We start from the raw sequence: 23,333 nt of genomic DNA, 5'->3' as shown, positions 1-23,333 counted from the left end.
AAAAGGATGTTCTTGGGTATTCTCTCCAATATCTGAATCCGCATTGAATCCGAATTAAATCGAATTTAAATCCAAATCTGAAAATCAGCTGCAGGCGCAGTTCAGCACCGGCTTGCGTGCCGCGGTCGTTTCGTCCAGCCGCGTCACCGGCGTGTCGTACGGCGCGTTCAGCAGCAGCTCCGGCTGCTCCTCCGCCTCTTTTGCGATGCGGATCATCGTGTCGATAAAGGCGTCGAGCGTGTCTTTGCTCTCCGTTTCAGTCGGCTCGATCATGATGCACTCCTCCACGTTCAGCGGGAAGTAAATGGTCGGCGGGTGATAGCCGAAATCCAGCAGGCGCTTCGCCACGTCCAGCGTACGGATGCCGTACTGCTTGAGCGGGGAGCCTGACATGACGAATTCGTGCTTGCAGACGCCCGGATACGGAATGTCGAAGTATGGCGCGAGCCGGCTCATCATATAGTTAGCGTTCAGCACGGCGCACTCCGATACGCGGCGCAGACCTTCAGGGCCGTAGCTGCGGATGTAGGTGTAAGCGCGGACGAGAATGCCGAAGTTGCCGTAGTACGCCTTGACCCGCCCGATGGACTGGTCGCTGCCGCCTTCGAGTGTATATTTGCCTTCAGCCGTTTTCGACACGAGCGGGCGGGGCAGGAACGGAATCAGGCGGCTCTTCACGCCGACCGGACCGGCTCCCGGACCGCCGCCGCCGTGCGGCGTGCTCATCGTTTTATGCAAATTCAGGTGCACGACGTCAAAGCCCATGTCTCCCGGACGGGTGATGCCCATGATCGCGTTGGAGTTGGCTCCGTCGTAGTACAGCAGGCCCCCTGCCTCGTGGACGATGGCGGCAATTTCCTGGATCTGCTCCTCGAACAGGCCGAGCGTGTTCGGATTGGTGAGCATCAGCGCCGCGGTGTCGCTGCCGACGGCGGAACGCAGGGCGTCAAGGTCGACGAGGCCTTTGTCGGTCGACGGGATCGTGATCGTCTTCAGCCCTGCGACGGTGGCGCTGGCCGGATTGGTGCCGTGCGAGGAATCCGGCACGATGACCTTGTCGCGCTGCTCGCCGCGGCTTTCATGGTAGGCGCGGATCATCATGAGACCGGTCCATTCGCCATGCGCGCCGGCGGCCGGCTGCAGGGTCACGGCGTCCATGCCGGTCAGACCGGCCAAATCGTCCTGCAGGCGGTATAGCAGCTCAAGCGCGCCCTGAATGCTGTCCTCCGGCTGATACGGATGGATTTTGGCAAAGCCCGGATAACGGGCGACATCTTCGTTCACTTTCGGATTATATTTCATCGTGCAGGAGCCGAGCGGATAGAAGCCGTTGTCCACCCCGAAATTGCGGCGGGACAGCTCGGTATAGTGACGGATGACGTCCACTTCATACACTTCAGGCAGCGCGGCCGGCTCCGACCGCAGCATCGAGCTTGGGATCAGCTCTTCGGTTTCCTCAACAGGGACGTCAAACTCCGGTAAAGAGTAGGCAATCCGTCCGGGATGGCTCAACTCGAATATCAACGCTTTTTCCTGAATCATATGCAGCCCTCCAGCGCTTGAGCGAATTGGTCGATCTGTTCTTTGGTGCGGCGTTCCGTGACAGCAATCAGCATATGTCCTTCCAGTTCGGAATAAGCTCTGCCGAGGTCGTAGCCGCCGAGGATGCCTTTCTGCAGCAGCTTCGCATTGACTTCGGCCACGCGGGTTCCTTCCGGCAGCTTAATGACAAACTCGTTAAAATACGGGGACGTGAACGGCATGCTTACCCCTGAAATGCTGCTCAGCCGGCGTGCGGCGTAATGACTCTTCTGCAGATTCAGCTGGCCGACCTCGATCATGCCCTGCTTGCCCATGACCGACAGGTACACGGATGCGCAGAGGGCGAGAAGCGCCTGGTTGGAGCAGATGTTGGACGTCGCTTTCTCGCGGCGGATATGCTGCTCGCGGGCCTGCAGCGTCAGAACGAAGCCGCGCTTGCCGTTCCGGTCGACCGTCTGGCCTACGATCCGCCCGGGCATGCGGCGCATATGGTCCTGCGACACGGCAAAGAATCCGCAGGTTGGCCCGCCCAGGGAAGATGAGATGCCGAGCGGCTGCGCGTCGCCGACGACGATGTCGGCTCCGAGCTTGCCCGGCGCTTCGAGAATGCCGAGGGAGATCGGGTTGGTGCTGACAACCATCAGCCCTTTGCTGGCATGGATGAGGTCACCGATGGCGGCCAAATCCTCGATCGCTCCGAAGAAGTTCGGGCTCTGCACGAGCACGGCGGCCGTTTGGTCGGACACGGCTTCAGCCAGCTCGGCCAGGTTGGTGACGCCGTTTGCGGAAGGGACCTCCACGACGTCGAGACCGAGCCCTTTGGCATACGTGCGGACAACCTGACGGGCCTCCGGATGCACCGTGCTGGACACGAGCAGCTGCTTGCGCTTTGTGGCGGCGCTGGCCAGGGAGCCGGCTTCAGCGAGGGCGGTGGCCCCGTCATACATACTCGCATTGGCGACGGCCATGCCGGTCAGCTCGCAAATGTAAGACTGAAACTCGAAGATCGCCTGCAGCTCGCCTTGGCTGATTTCCGGTTGATACGGCGTGTAGGCCGTGTAAAATTCGGAACGGGACACGACATGGTTGATGACCGAAGGGATGTGGTGATCATAAATTCCCGCGCCCAGAAAGCTGGCATATTGATCAGTATTGGCATTTTTAGCGGCAAGCTCCGACAGGTGCGTCGTCAGCGCGTATTCATTCAGTCCCGGGGATACGGGCAAGTCCCCTTTGAAACGGATTTCCTCAGGAATGTCCTTGAACAGGTCCCCCAGGGAGGAGACGCCGATCGTATCCAGCATTTCCTGCTGGTCCTGTTCGGTCATAGGCAGATAACGGTGTTTCAAGTGGAGTCAGCTCCTTTAGATTAGGTTGAAAATCGTATCATGCTGTTAGCCTGCTATTTATTTGCGCTCGCGTTTGTAGAAAGGGGTGCTTACGACCTTGGCTTTGAGCCGCTTGCCCCGGACGTCGACTTCCACTTCGGTTCCAAGGGCGGAATAGCCGCTTTGCACGAGCGCGAGCCCGAGATTACGCTTCAGCGTCGGGGACTGGGTTCCCGTCGTCACTTCGCCGATCTGCTCATCTCCCGCATATACGGGATAATGGGAGCGGGGGATGCCCCGGTCGATCATTTCGATGCCGACCAGTTTGCGCGGCACGCCGGCGTCTTTCTGCTGCTGCAGGGCCGCCTTGCCGATAAAATCGGCCGCTTTGCCCAGCTTGACGAAGAAGCCGATGCCGCCTTCGAGCGGGGAGATGTCCTTGGACAGCTCCTGTCCGTACAGCGGCAGCTTCGCTTCGAAGCGAAGCGTGTCGCGGGCGCCGAGCCCTGCCGGAATCAGGCCCGCACTCTCGCCTTGCTCGAGCAATCCGCTCCAGACCGCAGGAGCATCCTGTGCGGCAAGGTAGATCTCAAAGCCGTCTTCCCCCGTATAACCGGTGCGGGAAATCAACGTACTAGCGCCGAACAGCTTCACATTTTGGATAAAATGAAACGGGGCGAGCTGCCCCAGATCGGTATCGACGAGCGGCTGCAGCACCGCTTCAGCCTTCGGCCCCTGGAGAGCCAGCAGCGCAGTTCCATCGGACTCGTTCACCATGTTCACGCCGTCCGGCCGGTGCTCCTGAAGCCAGGCCCAATCCTTGTCGATATTGGAGGCGTTCACAACCAGCATGTAGGACTCCACGCCCAACTTGTAGACGAGCAGGTCGTCGACAACGCCCCCGTCCGGATAGCACAAAGCGCTGTACTGCGCCTGACCCGGCTCGAGAACCGATACGTCATTGACGGTCACGAGCTGGAGAAAATCCTCCGATCCCGGGCCGTCCACCTTGAATTCGCCCATGTGGGAAACGTCGAAGAGCCCGGCGGCCTCGCGGACCGCCTCATGCTCTTTGTGGATGCCGCTGAACTGGACGGGAAGCTCCCATCCGCCAAAATCGATGCAGCGGACGCCGGGAACCTGTGCATAGAGCGGAAAAAGCGGTGTTCTTTTCAATTCGGACATGAGTCACCTCGGTTTTCACGTGTTACCACGGATTGTTTAGGCTTTTCATCATAAAAGTTCTTTCAAGCAGCACAAAAAGGACAGGGCGAAAGAACAAGCATGCGTGCTCGCATACTTTCTTTCAAGCTCTGTCCTTGGTACCTGAGAGTTACCTTACGGATGCCGGTGAATGGAGCGGCCCGGAACTTCACAGGCGAAATTCGGGCTCCACATCAACCCCGGGCAACAAGCAAGTTTCCCCTTGGGTGATTCTTACGTTCAGAATTCTCTCCAGAGATGCGTCCGGTAATCGTCCTTTTGCCTGAGAGATTCACCCGGGTCCGGGCTTACTCCTTCGGCGTTACTGCTCGCAGTAATCTCTCCCATTACCATCATCCGCTATACGATTGTTTGTTCACGACATCATAAAGCTCGAATCAAATGTTCGAGTTCGTTCTATATATTATTAATACTCAAAGTGCAAACCGGTGTCAACAACATTATCATAATGCCTATTTACGAATATTACAATGAATTTATGTTGATAATGTTCGATTTTGGGTAATTTGGTCCAAGCGGTACTCTGAGGGGACTGTATCATCCCAGAGCTGTCCGCCGAAGATGAAGCGAATCAGGATGTTTGGGAGGAGCCGTGATGATGAAGAACGTAGTAGGCGTCGATATGGGATGCACGAAAATGCTGATGGTTGCCGAGGTGGACGGACAGCTTGTCGAGCACAAGGTCCCCACCGGGCTGGATTGTTCGCTGGAATATCTGGCGGGGGAGATTGACCGTTTTATAGCAGGGCTCCCGTATGAGCCGGAGGGGCTGGGAATCGCGCTTCCGGGACTCGTAGAGGGAGACCGCCGCCTGCAGTTTTCCGATATCCGCGCGCTGTGCGGGGTGACGGCTGACGATTTTGCCAAAGGGCGCTTTCGCTGCCGTCTGATCAATGACGTGAAAGCGGCGACGGTTGCCGAGGCGGCCAATTATCCGGAAAAGGATACGGTCGCGGTGATGATGGCCGGCTCGGGGCTGGCGCTCGGGGTCTACTCCAAACAGCGGATGTATACCGGCGCAGGCGGGTTTGCCGGGGAGCTGGGCTACACCGTTATTGCGACTGAAGCCGGGCCGCGCAAGGTGGACGAATTGGCGGGCGGCATCGGAATTCTCGCTAAGGCGGGCTGCGATATCGACGCCTTCCTCGCCAAAATCTGGGATGGAGACGGCGATTCGTTGGCCTTGCTGGAACGTGCCGGCTTTTACTGCGGGCTGGCCATCACCAACGTGCTGCACCTGTTTAACCCGGACGTTCTGGTGATTGGCGGCAGCACCTCCACCTATCCTGGGTATATGGACACCGCTTTGCGAACGGCCGAGAAGTATACGCTGCCGGACATGTTCCAAGCGTGCTCCTTCGCATCCCCAAAAGACGGCAAGCGGATTGCGGCGCTCGGAGCGATGCAATTTTTGCGCAAGGGAATGGAGTTTTAGACGAGGCCGCATATGTTATATTGACACCCGTATTCGCTCTGCTTTATTCTTAGTTCAGAGTTTAGAAAAGTAGAGCGGATGCTTGGAAAGTAATTGAATATTCAGCGGATGAACGCGCGCGGGAGAGACCGCCCATCGTATAAGGGCGGCACCGAAGGAGCAAGCTGCAGGTAGGCACATACAGGCAGCTAATCTCTCAGGTACAAGGAACCGCCGCGGGACGCGGCTCTGGAGAGAGCTATACGGCCACCCAAGGGGAACGCGGCGCACGATGCCGCACAAACTCTCAGGTACAAGGGACAGAGAAAAGGTGCTGACGCCTTTTTTGCTGTCCTTTTTTTCTGTCTAATTCATCGCAAAGCGCGTCGAAAATAGCTAACGGGGAGCGTAGAACGAAGTGAGATTTAAAAATGTGTTTTCCATCATCGGTCCCTCCATGGTGGGGCCTTCCAGCTCGCACACCGCTGGAGCGGTACGCATCGGCAGAGTGGCGCGTCAGCTGCTGGGCAGCCAGCCGGAGACGGCCAAGATGACGCTGTTCGGTTCTTTTGCAGAGACGTATTGGGGACATGGAACCGATTTGGCGCTGACCGCCGGGCTGATGGATTATGAAACGGATGATCAGCGGATTCCGCAGGCGGACGTGCTGGCCGAAGAAGCCGGCATGACCCTGGAATGGGTTCAAGGCCGGGGCAACGGACCGCATCCGAACTCGGTCAAAATCCAGCTGACCGGGGGCGGCCGGACCGCTGAAATCGTAGCCGCCTCGATTGGCGGCGGGACGATCGCGGTATATTCGCTGAACGGTTTTGACGTGCAGATCACGGGTGAATACCCGACCCTGGCGGTGAAGCATTCCGACAGCCAGGGCGTTCTGGCCAACATGACCGCGCTGCTCAGCCGGGACGGATATAATATCGGATATATGGATGTGGACCGCAAGGGACGCAGCGGGGATGCGATGACCGTGTTCGAGCTGGATTCCGCTCCGGAGGAGAGCACGATTCAGGCCATCCGCAAGCTTCCCCACATCAAGGAAGTAACGATGATCGATTTGACCAAAAGGAGCTAACCATCATATGAGATTCGAGACCCTCGAACAGCTGGCAGACATTTGCCGCCAGGAGAACAAGACGATTGCCGAGGTTATGCTTGAGGATCAGGCGCGGGAAACGGGCGTCTCCCGCGAGGATGTATTCCGGCAAATGGCCGAATATTACGGTGTGATGAAGGAAGCGGTGCGCCAGGGGCTCACCGGCAACACCAAGTCGCGGAGCGGACTCACCGGCGGCGATGCCAAAAAGGTGTCCGATTATATGCAGCAGGGGGAAACATCGCTTGGCGGCCCTGCGGCCGAGGCGATGGCCTACGCGCTGGCGGTGTCGGAAGTGAACGCCTCGATGGGACGCATTATCGCGACGCCGACAGCTGGCTCGTGCGGAATCATCCCCGGCGTATTCGTCAGTGCCCAGGAACGCTTCGGCTGGGAAGACGAACATTTGGTCAAGGGCTTGTTCTGTGCCGGCGCCATAGGTTATGTTATAGCCAACAACGCTTCGATCTCGGGGGCGGAAGGCGGCTGCCAGGCGGAAGTCGGTTCGGCGATCGGCATGGCCGCGGGCGCGATGGTCGAGCTGCGCGGCGGCACGGCCCAGCAGGCCGTTCATGCTGTTGGCCTGGCGCTGAAGAACTGCCTCGGCCTGATCTGCGATCCGGTCGCCGGGCTGGTGGAAATTCCCTGCATCGTCCGGAACGGGCTGGGGGCCGTCACCGCCCTGGCGGCTTCGGACATGGCTCTTGCCGGCGTTGGCAGCGTTATCCCGGCCGATGAGGTGATCGGCGTCATGCTGGAGGTCGGAAGCGCCATGCCGGCCAAGCACCGCGAGACCGGGAAGGGCGGACTCGCCCAGACGCCAACTGGCCGCAAGCTGACCAAGGAACTGGTGGAACAGCGGCGCAGAAAGGCCAAAGAAGCCAAAGCGCCTGCCAAGGAAGACTAACATATTAACGGCAGCCCCAAAATTGAAATCAAAGGAGACGCGAAATCGATGAGCAATGTGAAGGAGAACCGTTGGTACAGCAAGGATCATGAATGGGTGGAAAAGGCAGGCGGATCTGTGGTCCGCATCGGGATCAGCGACTTCGCCCAGCACCAGCTGGGGGACATCGTGTTTGTGGAGCTGCCGGAAGCCGGCGCCGACGTAGCGGCCGAAGAGAGCATCGGAACGATCGAGTCGGTCAAAACCGTGTCGGATCTGTTCAGTCCGGTGAGCGGCAAAGTGACCAAAATCAACGATGCGCTGGAAAACGAGCCGGAGCTCGTCAACAGCGAGCCGTACGACGGAGGCTGGATGATCGAGGTAGAGGTTGAAGGAGATTTGGACGAGCAGCTGCAATCGCTGCTGACGGCAGAGCAGTATGAGCAATTTTTGAACGAATAATAACGATATCGAGACAGGGGCTGGGGCACATCGTGCCGCAGCCTCTTTGATTTTATACGACGATTTTATACGACGGCCCGATATCCCGGCACAGCTTATTGCACCTGCAGCGCGGGATATTTTTTAACCATTCCTCAAGCGGACTTATTCCTGACCATGATTCAGTTTGTCGATAACAGGTATAAAAGGAGGGAAGCATACGCCGGCTAAATGGAAGCTGCCCTGCATCTATTACTCTATGATTTGAAAGAACCGTGCAACTATGGGGTAAATGCTAGCGTACAAGCATATAATGATTTAACCATGCAGTCACAGCTGTCCCGTAAATTTGGGCAGGGAAAAGCTTATAGAACCCCTTACAAATGGCAAGAAAGTAACATAGGATGTAGTGAAAGCGATTTTTTGAGGCATTTATTCAGGTAAACCATGGTGGTGAGATGAATGATGATGAATAACGTGGAAATATATGAAGGCGGCGACCTGGGATGTCATTATACGCATCTTGAAAGTATATTCAAAGTTTGGGCGCCGACGGCGGCGAAGGTAACCCTCGCCTTGTATGACGACGCGGGAACTTATGACAGCGGAGCGCTTACCGATCACGCCGGAGGGTTCGAAATCGGCATGAGACGCGGGGAAGGCGGCGTATGGTCACTTCATTTCAGAGGCGATTTGGCCGGAAAATATTATATGTACAAGGTGGAGCACCCGGACGGACGGGAAGTTTATGCGGCCGATCCTTACGCCCGGGCGGTCAGTGCCAACGGGCAGCGGACGGCGATCGTCGACGTGAAGGCCGCAAGCCCGGAGGGCTGGGATACGGATGAAACTCCCGGTCTTCTGGGGGTGGAAGACTCGGTACTCTATGAACTGCATGTCAGGGATTTTTCGATCAGCCCGGATTCCGGGCTCCAGTATAAAGGCAAGTTCAAAGCGTTTACGGAGACAGGCGTGCGGGACGCAGCCGGCAGCCGGCTCGGCATCGATCATTTGGCCGAACTCGGCGTGACACATGTCCATCTGCTGCCGATTTTTGATTATGCGACGGTGAACGAGCTGACGGTCAATGATCCGAACTCGGCAGAACCGAAATTCAACTGGGGTTATGATCCCCAGCATTACAACGTGCCGGAAGGCTCCTATGCGACCGACCCGTCAAGCCCCGAAGTCCGGATCCGGGAGTGCAAGGAGATGATCATGGCGCTGCACGGCAAAGGAATCCGGGTCGTGATGGATGTAGTGTACAATCATACCTACTCTGCGGGGGACGGCCTGTTTGAGAAGCTTGTGCCGGGTTATTTTTACCGGACCGATGCGTCAGGGCGGTTCAGCAACGGCTCCGGCGTCGGGAACGAGCTGGCAACCGAGCGCCCGATGGTCCGCAAATACATCAAGGATTCCCTGCGCTATTGGGCGGAAGAATACCATATCGACGGATTCCGTTTTGACCTGATGGGTCTGATCGACACGGACACGATCGCGCAAATCACCGAGGAGCTCCGCCGCGAGCATCCGGGACTGCTGATTTACGGGGAGCCTTGGACAGGCGGTGAAACGCCGCTGAAGCAGCAAACCTTGAAAGGATCCCAAAGGGGCAAAGGCTTTGCCGTTTTCAACGACAATTTCCGGGGGGCCATCAAGGGAGACAGCGACGGTGCGGGAAAGGGCTTCGCCACGGGGCAGCCCGGCAAGGAAGCGGCGGTATTGGCCGGCGTTCAGGGGGCAATCGACGATTTTACCGGATCACCTACGGAGACGATCAACTATGTGACGGTCCACGACAACCTTAACCTGTGGGATAAAGTGCTGATTACGCAGGGACTGGGAGGTGATCTGATCCGGGGTATCGATAACGGCCGACTTGCCGGAGGGGGGAGCCTCGAAGAAGCTGTCGCAGCGACCGATCCTTACCGGAGCATCGACCAGGACCGGCTGCTGGAGAACGAAAGCGTCCGGAGAGCGCTGCTGGCCAACGGCATCGTGCTGACTTCTCAGGGGATTCCGCTCATTCATGCGGGTGACGAGATGCTCCGCAGCAAATTCGGCGACCACAACAGCTACCGGAGCGGGGATGCGATCAACGCCATCCGTTGGAGCAACAAGTCCCGGTTCCTGCCGGTATTCGAGTATTACCAGGGGCTGATCGCGCTGCGCCGCGCCCACCGGGCGTTCCGTATGACGGACAAGGAGCAGATCAAACGGAGCATGGAGGTCATGCGCTGCGACGGCAATGTCATCGCTTACCGGTTGAAGGATCATGCCAACGGCGATACGTGGAAAAATATCATCGTCATCTATAACGCAAACGTCCGGGAGGCCCAGGTCGACATTCCGTTTTCCATTACCGGCTGGAAGGTAGCCGTCAAAAACCTTCAGGCCCGGAACGGGGCGCTGGAGATGATCGTCGACGAAACGGTGAGCGTCCCAGGCCTGTCGGTCATGGTTCTGTATGAGGAAGAAGGCGGCCGTCCGCGCCCGCTCAAGACGGTGGAGCTGCATTATGAGCGCCAGGACCGCAAATATGACGGCTGGAACTTATGGGTATGGGGCAGCGGCATGCGGGAACGCCGGGTCGATTTTGAACGGATGGAGGACGGACGCGCTGTGGCGACGATATATGTCCCGCTGAACGTGCAGGAAATCGGATATATCGTGCGGCTGAACGAGTGGGAAGCGAAGGACTGCGACCAGGACCGGTTTATCAAGCTCGGATGGCATCACAGCAAGCTGAAGGTGCTTGTCCGGAGCGGATCGGACGACTGGAAGAAGATCAGCTGACGCCCGGGTGCCGGAAGGAGTGCGGCCGGCTGTGTAAGGGGGCTGGCTGGAGCATACGGCAACCTGGGAATGGAGCAGCTTAACAGGTTGGAAGGTTTGGCCGCTTTAGAAGCTTGCAAGCTGAGAAGCCTAGAAGCTTGGGGCGACGGTATGACGGAAAAATGGAGCTTTCTTTTCTATATCCGGGGATAGGGATGCATGCATTTTACAAAAACGGGTGATTCCTATAAAGTAAAGTGAGATTCCCTTGGATAGGGTGATATATAACAGAGAAAGAAGGCTTACGATGACCGAGAAACTGCTGTCGCCTCTGGTGAAAACCTTTGACATGCTGCCCCATCCCGAGGGCGGGTGGTACAAGGAGTTATGGAAGGCGTCCTTTGAAATCCCGAAAGACGTGCTGGATCCCAAGTATTCGGGTTCGCGCCCTTCGGCGACTTCGATTTATTTCCTGCTGCATCCGGAGGAATCCTCCGCGTGGCACCGCGTTTATTCCGATGAATTGTGGCTGTGGCATTCCGGCAGTCCGCTCGAGCTGCTGCTCGGAGGCGATGGGGAACAGCCGGGCGGGGAGACCAAAATCATTTTGGGAATGGACGTTGAGAATGGCCAGGTGCCGCAGGCGCTCGTTCCGGCCAATGTCTGGCAGGCGGCCAAGCCGCTGGGCGACGAGCCGGTGTTCGTCTCCTGCGTCGTTTCCCCAGGCTTTCATTTTGACGATTTTACGATGATATCCGGAAAATAAAACTTTTGGCAGCGGCATGTCCCGCTTCGCTGGGCCAGCCCAAATCCCGCACGGTTGCAATGACCGATGCGGGATTTTTTGTGATATTGGAAAGGATAACCTTCGGGAGCTGGGCAATTTTATAGCGTTAGACACAAGCTTCAGTTAAAAACCGTCTAGCTTCCTTCAAAGGACGCTGCTAGACGTTTTTGTTTAGATACACTGCTCCTTCCTTCAGTGTACACCAGGCTAAGCAGCGTACTCCGTTTGCCTCTAAAGCAGCCGGCTGTTTTGCGCTGCAAGGTTTTGATTTCGCCCAAAATGGGTAATACATAGATATGCCTGTGTACTGCAGGGGACAGATTAAATATCAGAGGAGGTTGTAAAAGATGACATCTCATTCTCTTACAGCAGAACGAAGAACCGACACGAAGCATTCGAGCCTGCGCAGCTTGAGACAAAGCGGACGCATTCCGGCGGTGGTCTACGGGACACAGACCGAGAGCATGCCGGTCAGCGTCGATGCGAAGGAGCTGGCCAAAGTTGCCAGAACAGGCCGGTCCGAAGTGTTCAAGCTGAAGGTGGAAGGCTCGTTGGATCTGGACGTGATCATCAAGGATTACCAGCGTAAAGCCGGTGAGTGGATGCATGTGGACTTCATGCACATCTCTGCCAACAAGCCGATCAAGGTTCGCGTTCCGATCGACTTCCAAGGTACGGCTGCCGGCACCAAGGTGGGCGGCGTGCTTCAGCATCAGGAGACCGAGCTTGAAGTCGAGGCGCTTCCTGCAAATCTGCCATCCGCGATCACCGTGGACGTATCGCATATGGAAATCGGCGACAAGCTGATAGCCGGAGACATCCAGCTGCCATCCGGCGTAACGCTCGTAGCCTCACCGGAAGAGCTGGTTGCTTCCGTAACGGCATCCCGCATGGCGACCGAGGCCCAGGCTGCGGACGAATCCGTGGCAGCGGAGGGAGAAGAAGCGGCGGAAACGGCTGCAGAAGACAACAACGAATAAAACGTCTTATCATATACATGCTTGTACAGGAAAACCCTTGGTCGTTCACGACCAGGGGTTTTCGTTGCATGAGGCATGTGTGAGGTGCACTGCCCGTACACCCACTTGGCGAAGTGGGTGTACGGTTGCTTGTGTACTGCGAATCGCCTTTGTACGTTTCACTCGTATACGTATCACCTGTTTACGCGTCCTGCAGCTCCAGCCACTGCTCATACGCCGCGTTCAGCTGTGCCTGGAGCTGCTCCCGCTCCGCATGAAGCTGCTGCAGGCGCACCAGATCTGAGGCGGCGCTTTCCTCCAGCATGTCGGCGTCGATCTGCCCCAGACGGGCCTCAAGCTCCTTGATCGACTGCTCGAGTGAAATGGAAGCAGAGGCGTCGCTTTTCCGGGAACGCCGCTCGCCGGTATCGGCGCGCGCAGAAGCCGGCTTGGATACCGGCTCCTTGCCCTGGCTGCCGGCTTGCGCGGCCTTTGAGCCAGCCGCCTCTGCCTTCCGCGCCTGCGCCGCCGTTTCGGCTTCGCTCAGCTTGCGGATTTCCTGTTTGTAATCCTCGAAGTTACCGATGAAGGAACGGACCTGCCCGTGATCCAGGCTCCAAATTCTGGCCGCCAGCCTGTTGATAAAATACCGGTCGTGGGATACGCCGAAGATAGTGCCGGGGAACTCCTCGAGCGCCTCTTCCAGCGCTTCCCTGGCGTCAATGTCCAAATGGTTGGTCGGTTCGTCCAGAATCAGCAAATTCGGCTTCTGCTCCATCAGGATGGCGAAGCGCAGCCGCGTCCACTCCCCGCCGGAGAGGCTGCGGATGTCTTTGAATACATCGGCGCCGTAGAACAGGAATCGCGCCAGCCGGCCGCGGGCTTCGCCTTCCTCGATGCCGGCCTGCTCCCGGTAGTACTGAAGCACGTTCTGCTTGACGGATTCCGGCGTTTCCTCCTGCGCGAGGTAACCGATGCTGACGCGCGAGCCGACGGCCACGCTCCCCTCGGTCGGTTCGAGCTCGCCCAGGGCCAGCTTGATCAGCGTACTCTTGCCGCTTCCGTTGCCGCCGAGCAGCATGACGGTTTCCCCGTACCGGAGCGTTTCGTTTATGCCTTTGAACAAGGTGCGCGTGCCGTACGATTTGCCCAGCTCCTCGAACACGAGCACCTGCTTGCCGGAGCGGTCTTCCTGCTGCAGCGACAAATCCATCGTCTTTCGTTCAAGCACCGGCCGCTTCAACTTCACCATACGGTCGAGCGCCTTCTGCATGGAGGCGGCACGGCGGTGGAACCCGGCGTTCGGCGGGTTGGACCGGTTGCCCCACTCGATCAGCTGCTTGATGCTTTCCTGCATCTTTTTGATTTTTTTCTGCTGCTCCTGGTAATCGGCAAACTGCTGCAGGAGCCGCTCTTCCTTTTCCTTCTGATAACCGCTGTAGTCGGTGTGGTAGGTGAAAGCTTCTCCGTCTTCAATCTCGACCACCTTGGTCACGAGCTTGTCGAGAAAGTAACGGTCATGCGATATCGTAAGCACGGTGCCGCGGTATTCCTTCAGGAACTGCTCCAGCCATTCGATCGCCGCCATGTCCAAGTGGTTGGTCGGTTCGTCCAGCAGCAGCACATCAGGCTGCTCAAGCAGCAGGGAGGCGAGCCCGATCTTGGTTTTCTCTCCACCGGAGAGGGAGGCGAAGGGGCGGTTGTACTGGCCCGCGGGGATGCCAAGGCCGCCGGCGATACGGTCAATGGTCGCTTCCATTTCATAACCGCCTGCTGCTTCAAAGCGTTCCTGCAGCCTGCCGTATTCGGCGAGCCACTGCTCCGGCTCTTTGCCGCCGGAAGCGGAGGAGCCGGACATCAGCGCCTCCAGCTCGCGCATCCGCCGCTGCCATTCAAGCGGCGCCGCAAAGGCGCGCAGCAGGATGTCATACACCGTTTCGCCGTCACCGGCTTGGGGAATTTGGGCGAGGAAGCCAAGCTTGGCGCCCCGCGAAATGGAGATTTCGCCTTGGTCCGGCTTGTCTCCGCCGTTCAGCAAGTGGAGCATCGTCGTTTTTCCGCAGCCGTTGCGGCCGATCAGGGCGGCTTTTTCCCCTTCGCGGATTTCAAAGGATACATCGGACAGAACGAGCTGGGCACCATGGTATTTTTGTATGTTTTTGCATTGAATCATCATCGTATTTTCCTCCATAGATGCCGCATCTACAGAAAAAAACCGCAGGGAAATGTCCCTGCGGCTTGAACGTTCAACGCTTATCCGTTGAAGTTAAGGTAGGAGCGGCATTTCGCAATTTTGTAAAACAACCGGATTGTTAAAAATGGACAGACGGATCCCGTTAACGGGAACTCTGTAAAAAATGCCGGACAAAATCATCGGCAGTTGATTGATCCGGTCGTTTCCAAAATTGCGTACCACTTCTACCTCACCTCCCTGTTAAAAAAGTTAGCTTTATTGTATCCACAACGAGTGCTAAAAGCAAGCAATGGATGAAACATTTAATGAAAATGGCCATATAACCCTGATCAGAACTTTCAGCAGGCTTTGGATGTGTGGTCCCAATTCGGCTTCGGGCTGTCGAAGGGGTGTCGGTGTTTACGGCTGATTTGTAATAGCGGGACGGGCATTTATCTCCAAACCGGCATTATAATACAATAAGATGCAGTGGTTGAAACGAGTGGAGGGCCCCATGAAGAAAAAAATAATGTTTACCGGCGGAGGGTCCGCCGGACATGTCACGGTCAATCTGGCGCTGATCCCGCTGTTTCGGCAGGAAGGCTGGGCGGTGGAATATATAGGCTCGGTCAATGGGATCGAGCGGGAGCTGGTGTCGCCGCTGCCGGACGTGGCGTATTTTCCGATATCGACAGGAAAGCTGTGCCGATATTTGGACTGGCAAAACGCCAAGGATCCGTTCCGGATCGCCAAGGGCATCTATCAGGCGTACCGTCTCATCCGTCGCCGGAAACCGGATATTGTATTCTCCAAAGGCGGGTTTGTATCGGTGCCCGTCGTCATCGGTGCCTGGCTGAACCGGGTGCCGGTTATCATTCACGAGTCGGACATCACGCCGGGGCTTGCCAACCGGATTGCCATCCCGATGGCTGAAGCAGTGTGCACGACGTTCCCCGAAGCGGCTGCCCATATCGGCAAGGGCAAGGGCCGCCATGTCGGCGCCGTCATCCGGAATGAGCTGAAACAGGGCAGCGCTGCCGCCGGACGGAAGCTGTGCGGGTTCACCCCGCGGAGGCCCGTTCTGCTGGTGATGGGCGGCAGTCTTGGCGCGCAGAGCATTAACCGGGCGGTGCGCCAGGCGCTGCCTGAGCTGACGGAAGCTTTTCAAGTCGTGCACTTATGCGGGAAAGGGCAGCTCGATCCGGCGCTGACGGTTCCCGGCTATTGTCAATTCGAATACATTCGCGATGAACTGCCGGATGTGCTGGCGATGTCGGACCTCGTGATCACCCGTGCCGGCTCCAATTCGATCTTTGAGTTTCTTTCCTTGCGCAAGCCGATGCTTCTCATCCCATTGACCCGGCAGCAAAGCCGGGGCGATCAAATCCTTAACGCGCATTCGTTCGAAAAAGCGGGTTATGCCGAAGTGCTGGAAGAGGAAGGCGTGTCTCCGCAAACGCTGCTCGAGCGGGTTCGGGCATTGCATGCCCATCGGGATGCCTACGTATCGGCCATGGAGAGCGGCCAAAAGACGGACGCGCTTGCGGAAGTATTCAAGCTGATCAAAGAAACCGCAAAGCGACGTTGAAGATCGTCTGCACCTTGGAAAGGAACCTTATTTTACCTGAACGAATAGAGAACAAGAGTTCCTAATTTTTCGCTTTCCTGAGCCGAACTATGGTATATTGAGTACACGAGATTTTAGGACAGGAGACGGGAAAGGACGGAAGACATGCTGGCGTTTACTTCACAAAGAATCAGATCACTATGCGGCGCATCCGCCTTTAAACGGGGTGAGGAATACTGCGCCTACGGTCAGGTCATGATCGTGGAACGCGATGACGATAACCGTTACATTGAGGCGGTAGTGCAGGACGAGGATATATACCGGGTCGAGGTCGATATCGACGGAGCGGACTTCAGTGCAACCTGCCACTGTTCGGGCTTCGGCGGATATTATCCTTACTGCAAGCATATCGCCGGCATCTTGATCTATCTGCTGGAAGAAGAAAAGGGCGGGGCGGACCGGCTGCAGCCGCGGGGGGAGGTCGTCCCGATTCCGACGCCCGCGGTTTCCTCCAGGGACGTGCGGCTCACCAGCGGACTGATCGAGCTGTTTGAGCAGATGGCGGACAGCGAACGGCTGAAGACCGGCCAGAAAGCGGCGAGCGTGCTTAAGGAAACGCTGGCTGTGGAATGGATCTGCAAAGTGACGGACGAGTATCAGCCGGAACCGAAGTTCCGGATCGAGATGAAGGTCGGATCGAACCGGCTGTACGTCGTGCAAAATATCAGGCAGTTTCTGCTTCACATCGAGGAAGGGAGAAGCCTGCCCTTTACCAAGCTGTTCACATACAGCCCTAAGCAGCACACGTTCCGGCCGGAGGACTGGGCGGTCATCGACATGCTGATCCGGATTTGCGGAAGCGAGTTCGCGTATGATGAAGCAGGCCGCTCCATTCCCGGCTTCGCAGCCTCAGGCAGCCAGCGGATGCTGACGATCCCGCCGCTGGGCTGGAACGAGCTGCTGCCTTTGCTGGTCAAGGCCGGGGCCGCGATGGAGCGCGAGTATGCTTCGCCTCAGCCGATTCAGCTGGGTGAAGGCCAGATACCGCTGTCGTTCCATGTGGGCAGCATCGATAGCGGCGAGGCCTATCATCTGGAAATCAACGGGCTGAAGCGGGTCGTCGTGATGACCGCGTACGGCTGCGCAGCTGTTGACGGCACGATATACCGGCTGCCGGTGCGCGACCTGCTCCTGCTGTCAGAGATGAAAACCTTGATATACCGCTATGATCATAAGCGGATTAACATATCACCGCACCAGATGGACGCACTGATGGAGAAAGTGGTTCCCGGCTTGCGGCGCATTGGGAAGGTCGGCATGGACGCCAGCGTCCGGGATCAGCTGGTGCAGCCGGACCTCGTGGCCAAGCTGTATTTGGACCGGGACGAAACCGAGCTGACCGCAAGGCTGGAATTCGTGTACGACGGGGTTGTGATCGATGCATTTGCCGATACAGATGCCCGGAAGGACGGCGATTTTATTCTGGTCCGGGATACCGATAAGGAGCGGCGGATGATCGAGGCGTTGAAAGGAACGGACTTTGTGCAGAGCGGACGCGAAATGGTGCTGGACCTGTCGGAAGAAGACAGCGTATACGACATCCTGTTTCATTTGCTTCCCAAGCTGGAGAAATGGGTCCAAGTATACGCCACTCCCGCCGTCAAGCAGCTGATGCACAATCCGAACAAGCCTCCGAAAATCAAGGCGGACACGGACCATACGACCAACTGGCTCGAGATCAACTTTGAGCTGGACCATGTGAGCGACAAAGAAATCCGCAAGCTGCTGCTGAGCGTGATCGAGAAGCGGAAGTATTACCGTCTACCCGGCGGTGCGTATGTGTCCCTGGAAAAGGAAGCCTTCCAAACCTTCGGCGAGCTGTATGACGAGCTCGGGATGAAAAAAGGCGATATTACCGGCAGCCGCATCCATCTTCCTCTGGTCAAGGGTCTGCAGCTTCGTGACAAGGAAGGCCGGGCTTATGGGGTCCAGATGGGGAAATCGCTGCGGCAGCTGATTGATCATATGACGCATCCCGAGCAGATGGACTTCGATGTTCCTGAGGAGCTTGCCGACGTGCTCAGGGATTACCAGCGGGACGGCTTCCAGTGGCTGAAGACGCTCGGCCATTACCGGTTCGGCGGGATTCTGGCCGACGACATGGGGCTGGGCAAAACGCTGCAAAGCATTGCCTACATCGTGTCCGAACGCAGGGAGAAGGAAGGCGGGCACCTTCCGGTCCTGATCGTATCCCCCGCATCGCTCGTATATAACTGGGAGAGCGAGTTCCAGAAATTCGCTCCGTCCATTCAGGTTTATGTGGCCCTTGGCGCACGGAAGGAGCGCAGCGATTCCCTGCTTCGCATAGCGGCTGCGGGCGCAGAAACCGAATCTTCTAACAGCCTTGCTGCGCAGCAGGCGGACGTAATTATCACCTCTTATCCGTCCCTTCGCAAGGATATCCGGCTGTACCGGGAGATGGGCTTCAGCACCCTGTTTCTTGACGAAGCCCAGATGATCAAAAATTACGCGACGCAGACCGCTCAAGCGGTGCGGGAAATCCGTGCGGAGCGGCGGTTTGCACTGACGGGCACACCGATCGAAAACGCGGTGGATGAGCTGTGGTCGATTTTCGAGGCGGTATTCCCGGGTCTTTTTACGGGTCAGAAAGCTTTCCGCGGCCTGACCCGCGGCCAGATCTCCCGGATTGTGCAGCCGTTCATTTTACGCCGGTTAAGGGCCGATGTGCTGGACGAGCTGCCGGAACGGATCGAGACGGTTCAGCGCTCGGAGCTCAGCCTTGAGCAGAAGAAGCTGTACGCCGCTTACCTCGAGGAATTCAAGGAAGAGACGATCCGTGACCTGGAGATGGAGGGGTTCCAGAAGAGCCGGATGAAAATATTGGCCGGCATCACGAGGCTACGTCAGCTGTGCTGCCATCCCTCGCTGTTTGTGGACGGGTACGAAGGCCCGGCCGGCAAGCTCTCCCAGCTGCTGGACGTAGTCGACGAATGCCTCAGCAGCGGGCGGCGGATCCTGATCTTTTCCCAGTTTACGAGCATGCTCCGGATCATCCGCAGCGAGCTGGGCCAGCGGGGGATTCCGGTCTTTTATCTGGACGGGCAGACTCCGGCCAAGGAGAGGGTGGAAACCTGCTCGCGGTTTAACCAGGGAGAGAACGACGTATTCCTGATCTCGCTCAAAGCGGGCGGGACAGGGCTGAACTTGACCGGAGCGGACACGGTCATCCTGTACGATTTGTGGTGGAATCCGGCGGTGGAAGAGCAGGCCGCGGGTCGCGCCCACCGGATGGGGCAGAAAAACGTGGTCCAGGTTATTCGCCTGGTGACGAAGGGCACCGTGGAGGAAAAGATGCTGGAGCTGCAGCAGCGGAAGAAGGATTTGATCCGCGAAGTGATGGAGTCGGCGGATGACGCGGTCACGACTTTGACTGAGCAGGAGATCCGCGAGCTGCTTGCCTTATAGAGTGTCATTTTTATTCATGGAAGTACCATGAACCGGACCAGGGAGGGGCCGGTTTTTTTCTTGTCCAGCTGCGAGAACCGGCTGAGCTCCATTTGATCCCGATAAATTTTCATGAAAAAGATGCAGGAATATGAACGGCAATGGCGAAATTTACCTCTATGCTTTAGTATAAATGACCTATTACTTGTGATCCATTCACGGACTTGGGAATGAGGAGAAGAATGTATGCGAAATCGATACAATCATGGTATCCTAACCAATTCAGGGCCTCATCTGTACAGCATGGATACAGGGGGAAGCCGCGAACAGGGCGCAGATTCGCCGCCTGTCAGCGGATATATGCCTCGTGACGAACATGCGGTTGCGTCAGCGGCAGCAGGCTCTATAGCCTCTCTTTTTTCTACCACACCGACATACAGCAGCGCTTATCTTAAGCGCCGTGAACTTATAAACCGGCAGCAGGGGCAGACCGCTTGGAACGAGGCGGAAAAATTAGCGTTTGAGGCCGATTGGTATGACAATCAGCTGGAGTGGATCGCGACGATCGATCAAACTTACGGGGAGCCGGTATTCTGGGATGTTCTTGCCGCCATGGCTCCTCCGTTCCCGAGAGGGGAACAGGGACCGAAAGAGAAGCTGGCTGAGGGGAATTTGGCTGCGTTCCAGCCGACCCGTATCCAGAAGCTCCTCAAGCAGGACGCCATGATCCGCGAGGAGCTCGAAAGGCAGGTTCAGCTGGCCCGGGAAGAGGATCGTAAAGACTATCTGGCATGGAAAGCAGCCAACGATTTTGCACACGACATCCTGGACGGCAACCGTACCGCTTATTTACGGGTTCTGGAAGAGATGGCCCCGCTGCAGGAATTGACGATGCTGGGGAGCGGCCTCGAGTTCAGCGTCCGAAGCAGCTCCGAGGTGGAAGTGGAACTGGATGTCAATTCCCAGCAGGTGATCCCGCGCGAGGCGAAAGTCCGCACCGAAGCAGGAGTCGCTTCGCCTGAACTGTCCGTCCCCGAACGCAATGACCTGGAGCTGAAATACATCTGCGGCTCCGTCCTCCGGATTGCAGGCGAGTTGTTTGCCCTGCTCCCGCTGGAGTCGGTCGTCGTGCAGGCGAGGGACACCAAACTGAACGGAAAGACCGGGCAGGAGGAATACATTACGGTGCTGTCGATCCGCATCGAGCGGAAATTTTTTGCCGGCTATCATGCAGGACGTGAACGCTGCCTGGAAGCACTAATGCACTGCTCTCACCGGATGGAGTACGATCCCGGTACCGGTTTTGAACCGGTTGACGACCTTCTGTAATCAGCATGTTCATTTACTGTAGGCTGCCTTTGGGTGACTGACCTTTAGTGTCAGTTGATCATCCGGGGCAGTCTTTTTTAGGTTATAAACGCATAAAATGAGCGCTCTGTCCTCCAATGAACACATACCGAAAGACGCTGACAGTATGCGACGGAAGACGTATATTCCAACAATAAATGGCGAAAAAACTCATATTTTGGTACCATATGCACTTGTTTTCCACTAGGGGGCATTTGTTAATATAATAGAAAACGTCTATGGCAGCCGCTGTAACCCGAAGAATACAGCTCTTTGAATGACAGGGAAGCGGCATTTTGAATCTGTGCATAGTCAGTAGAGAGAGCAAGAAGTATGGAGATGGGAGTGAGCGCATGAGGAGATGGTGGCTACTGCTGGGCAGCCTAGTCCTGGTCCTTGGGATAACCGGCTGCGGAGACAAGAAGAGCTACTCGATGGACCGCGTGGAATCCAGGGCTTACCTCGGGCCGGATGGAGACTTGTATGTCGAAGAACTGTTTACGTATACCTTTAAGGGCAGTTTTAACGGAATGACGCGTGCGATTGATCGGGCGGATCAGAAGGGGGTTGAATTTTTTGAAGCCTATGTACCCCCGGAACATCCGAAGCTAGGCAGTTTCTCCTACGAAAACTTGCAGCGGCTGGATGTCCAATGGGACGACGACAATGATACGTATTACATATACGATGCCGCGCAGAACGAAACGAAACAGGTCTATTACCGCTACCGGATTGACCATGCGGCGGTCAGGTATGGCGAAACGGGCAAGCTGGAATGGAGCTTCTTCAAAAATAACCAAGAGGATCTTCACCAGGTGTCCGTCGACTTGTTTATGCCCGGCGATTATAAGGACGGAGACGTTCATGCCTTTTTGCATGACCGTTCGGGCGAGAAGATTACAAGCGAAGGGCCGCCAGCGGTTCACTATGAAACCGATGATTTGAAGAGTGACGGCACGGCGCATATGGTGGTCTATTTTCCACCGGATCAGCTATCCCAAATGACGGCTTCCGAGGAACACGTTTCTTTGCAAAAGCAGCTGTCTGCCGAGCAGAAATACCAGGAACGGCTTGCCGCCCGTGACGATCGAATGAACGCCATCCGTCCGGTTGTGCAAGTCGGCATGGCTGTTTTCATTGTAGGTGCGCTGCTGTACGCTTTGTCGTGGAGAAAAATTTCGGCCTGGCTGCGGCGCGGGGATGTCACCCGGCAGGACATCGATGAAGCGGATCCGCTGCTTCTCATGTATATGCTGCGAAAAGGCCGGTTAAAAAGGGAAGATTTCATGGCCGGATTGTTATCGCTGCGGCAGAAGGGTTACGTGACCGTGAAGCAGGTCCCGGCTTCCAAACGCTTCCAGGAAGAGCCGACGGCTCCCGAATTCACGCTGCTGTTCACCTTTATGGGCGGGATGGACCAGCTCAACCCGGCGGAGAAGCATCTTGTCGGCTGGCTGTTCGAAGAAATCAACGGCAGTCTGATCTTCAAGCTGGATTCCTTGGCGGGACCAACATTTAAGGAGCGGCAGAGCGCAAGGATCGTCAAGCAGTACCGGGCAAAGTCGGTTAAGCATGCCGACCGGCTGATGAAGTGGATCAGGCTGCTGTCGCGTACCCAGCCTTATTCGGGGCAGGTCCGGCCCAATCCGCTGCTGAAGCTGTTCATTCCGCTGACGGCTGCGGTGAATTACGGCCTGCTGCTGTATCTGCTGTACACCGACGCGGCGTCCACGCTCATGATCGTGCTAACCGCCGTGCTGCTTGGTGCCGGAGGGGTATGGGCGTCCATCCGTTTCCGGAATAAGCTGTGGATCTTCCTGTATCTGCTCGCATGCTTTATTATGGGCTCCCAAATCGTGCATGATATTTCGGGCGACTATTTGATCCTGACGGTATGTTCCGCTCTGTTTGTATGGAGCATTCCCGTTCATGTGCTGTCCTGGGAGACGCATCGCTATCGTTATGCACTCAAGGCACTTCGGAGTACGCTCGGAAAAGGAGAGATGTCCTACGCAGGCGAAACGCTGGAAACAGAGCAGGCCGCGGAGTATGCCGCCCTGCTTGGGACCGTTCCGCGGTACATTAAACACCGTAAGCAGACCGGAACGTCAGGCGCCGCCTTGGCCGCAGCCGTGCCCGCATTATTCAGCGTGGAAATTATGGAATCCTTGAATTATACGCAAAATCACCTGCTTCTAAAGCCGATGGGCGTCGGAGGCAGCAGCAGTTCCTCGTCAAGCTTCAGTGACGGCGGGGGAGGAGGCGGAGGCGGAGGAACCGGCGCGTTCTAGCATACGCCAAATTGTCC

General features: G+C 56.8%; 16 protein-coding genes and 2 riboswitches. Of the genes, 11 read left to right on the top strand and 5 right to left on the bottom strand.

Annotation, left to right across the window (positions count from 1 at the left end):
- Window positions 1-84: 84 nt before the first annotated feature.
- The 3 genes from gcvPB to gcvT are packed head-to-tail and all read right to left on the bottom strand — an operon-like array spanning window position 85 to window position 4,055.
- A complete protein-coding gene (gcvPB, locus tag ABIE48_RS22350; RefSeq protein ID WP_105444427.1) occupies window positions 85-1,542 on the bottom strand; it encodes an aminomethyl-transferring glycine dehydrogenase subunit GcvPB in 1,458 nt (485 codons plus the stop codon).
- The gene (gene gcvPA / locus ABIE48_RS22345) at window positions 1,539-2,891 is read right to left on the bottom strand and encodes an aminomethyl-transferring glycine dehydrogenase subunit GcvPA (RefSeq protein WP_192715778.1); all 1,353 of its coding nucleotides are present in this window, start codon (window positions 2,889-2,891) and stop codon (window positions 1,539-1,541) included. The genes gcvPB and gcvPA overlap by 4 nt, the downstream gene beginning before the upstream one ends.
- A 57-nt stretch (window positions 2,892-2,948) precedes the next feature.
- Window positions 2,949-4,055, bottom strand: a complete 1,107-nt coding sequence (gene gcvT, locus ABIE48_RS22340) for a glycine cleavage system aminomethyltransferase GcvT (RefSeq protein WP_145947390.1) — start codon at window positions 4,053-4,055, stop codon at window positions 2,949-2,951.
- A gap of 279 nt (window positions 4,056-4,334) precedes the next feature.
- Window positions 4,335-4,430: riboswitch (glycine riboswitch) on the bottom strand.
- 259 nt (window positions 4,431-4,689) lie between these two features.
- On the opposite strand from gcvT, the gene ABIE48_RS22335 reads away from it, so the two are divergent.
- The 7 genes from ABIE48_RS22335 (at window position 4,690) to ABIE48_RS22305 (ending at window position 12,494) form a co-directional block, all read left to right on the top strand.
- Window positions 4,690-5,529, top strand: a complete 840-nt coding sequence (locus tag ABIE48_RS22335) for an ROK family protein (protein WP_354519677.1) — start codon at window positions 4,690-4,692, stop codon at window positions 5,527-5,529.
- Window positions 5,530-5,639: 110 nt separating this feature from the next.
- A riboswitch (glycine riboswitch) is annotated at window positions 5,640-5,752 on the top strand.
- A 174-nt stretch (window positions 5,753-5,926) separates the two neighbouring features.
- On the top strand, window positions 5,927-6,601 hold the full coding sequence (gene sdaAB, locus ABIE48_RS22330) for an L-serine ammonia-lyase, iron-sulfur-dependent subunit beta (protein ID WP_145023371.1): 675 nt from the start codon (window positions 5,927-5,929) through the stop codon (window positions 6,599-6,601).
- Between the two features lie 7 nt (window positions 6,602-6,608).
- Window positions 6,609-7,529 (top strand): L-serine ammonia-lyase, iron-sulfur-dependent, subunit alpha, encoded by a 921-nt coding sequence (gene sdaAA, locus ABIE48_RS22325; RefSeq protein WP_145023373.1) that lies wholly within the window; start codon window positions 6,609-6,611, stop codon window positions 7,527-7,529.
- A 48-nt stretch (window positions 7,530-7,577) separates the two neighbouring features.
- Entirely contained in the window at window positions 7,578-7,970 is a 393-nt protein-coding gene (gene gcvH, locus ABIE48_RS22320; RefSeq protein ID WP_145023375.1) for a glycine cleavage system protein GcvH, read from the top strand.
- Window positions 7,971-8,411: 441 nt separating this feature from the next.
- On the top strand, window positions 8,412-10,748 hold the full coding sequence (gene pulA / locus ABIE48_RS22315; RefSeq protein ID WP_354519674.1) for a type I pullulanase: 2,337 nt from the start codon (window positions 8,412-8,414) through the stop codon (window positions 10,746-10,748).
- Window positions 10,749-11,034: 286 nt separating this feature from the next.
- Complete coding sequence (locus tag ABIE48_RS22310) at window positions 11,035-11,493, top strand: cupin domain-containing protein (protein WP_076169683.1); 459 nt, start codon at window positions 11,035-11,037, stop codon at window positions 11,491-11,493.
- Between the two features lie 368 nt (window positions 11,494-11,861).
- A complete protein-coding gene (locus ABIE48_RS22305; RefSeq protein ID WP_192715775.1) occupies window positions 11,862-12,494 on the top strand; it encodes a 50S ribosomal protein L25 in 633 nt (210 codons plus the stop codon).
- Between the two features lie 181 nt (window positions 12,495-12,675).
- On the opposite strand, the gene abc-f is transcribed toward ABIE48_RS22305, so the two are convergent.
- Together abc-f and ABIE48_RS22295 are read right to left on the bottom strand one after the other, a co-directional pair.
- Entirely contained in the window at window positions 12,676-14,649 is a 1,974-nt protein-coding gene (abc-f, locus tag ABIE48_RS22300; protein WP_192715774.1) for a ribosomal protection-like ABC-F family protein, read from the bottom strand.
- Window positions 14,650-14,739: 90 nt separating this feature from the next.
- Window positions 14,740-14,889 (bottom strand): RAxF-45 family protein, encoded by a 150-nt coding sequence (locus ABIE48_RS22295; RefSeq protein WP_279628456.1) that lies wholly within the window; start codon window positions 14,887-14,889, stop codon window positions 14,740-14,742.
- 271 nt (window positions 14,890-15,160) lie between these two features.
- Between ABIE48_RS22295 and ABIE48_RS22290 the strand changes: the two genes are divergently transcribed.
- The 4 genes from ABIE48_RS22290 to ABIE48_RS22275 all read left to right on the top strand — a co-directional run bounded on the left by ABIE48_RS22290 (window position 15,161) and on the right by ABIE48_RS22275 (window position 23,316).
- Complete coding sequence (locus ABIE48_RS22290; protein WP_192715773.1) at window positions 15,161-16,234, top strand: undecaprenyldiphospho-muramoylpentapeptide beta-N-acetylglucosaminyltransferase; 1,074 nt, start codon at window positions 15,161-15,163, stop codon at window positions 16,232-16,234.
- A gap of 144 nt (window positions 16,235-16,378) precedes the next feature.
- Window positions 16,379-19,699, top strand: a complete 3,321-nt coding sequence (locus ABIE48_RS22285) for a DEAD/DEAH box helicase (RefSeq protein ID WP_192715772.1) — start codon at window positions 16,379-16,381, stop codon at window positions 19,697-19,699.
- Between the two features lie 225 nt (window positions 19,700-19,924).
- Window positions 19,925-21,007 carry a hypothetical protein gene (locus ABIE48_RS22280; RefSeq protein WP_192715771.1) on the top strand — a complete coding sequence of 361 codons (1,083 nt, stop codon included), beginning with the start codon at window positions 19,925-19,927 and terminating at the stop codon, window positions 21,005-21,007.
- Window positions 21,008-21,378: 371 nt separating this feature from the next.
- Window positions 21,379-23,316: a DUF2207 domain-containing protein gene (locus tag ABIE48_RS22275; protein WP_192715770.1), complete on the top strand. Its 1,938-nt coding sequence runs from the start codon at window positions 21,379-21,381 to the stop codon at window positions 23,314-23,316.
- Window positions 23,317-23,333 lie beyond the last annotated feature (17 nt).

Origin of the sequence: Paenibacillus sp. OAE614 (genome assembly GCF_040546645.1) — a bacterium.
GTDB classification, from domain to species: Bacteria; Bacillota; Bacilli; order Paenibacillales; family Paenibacillaceae; genus Paenibacillus_AQ; species Paenibacillus_AQ favisporus.
The sequence above is the reverse complement of the archived record's forward strand: the minus strand, read 5'-3'. Positions and strand labels throughout refer to the sequence as shown.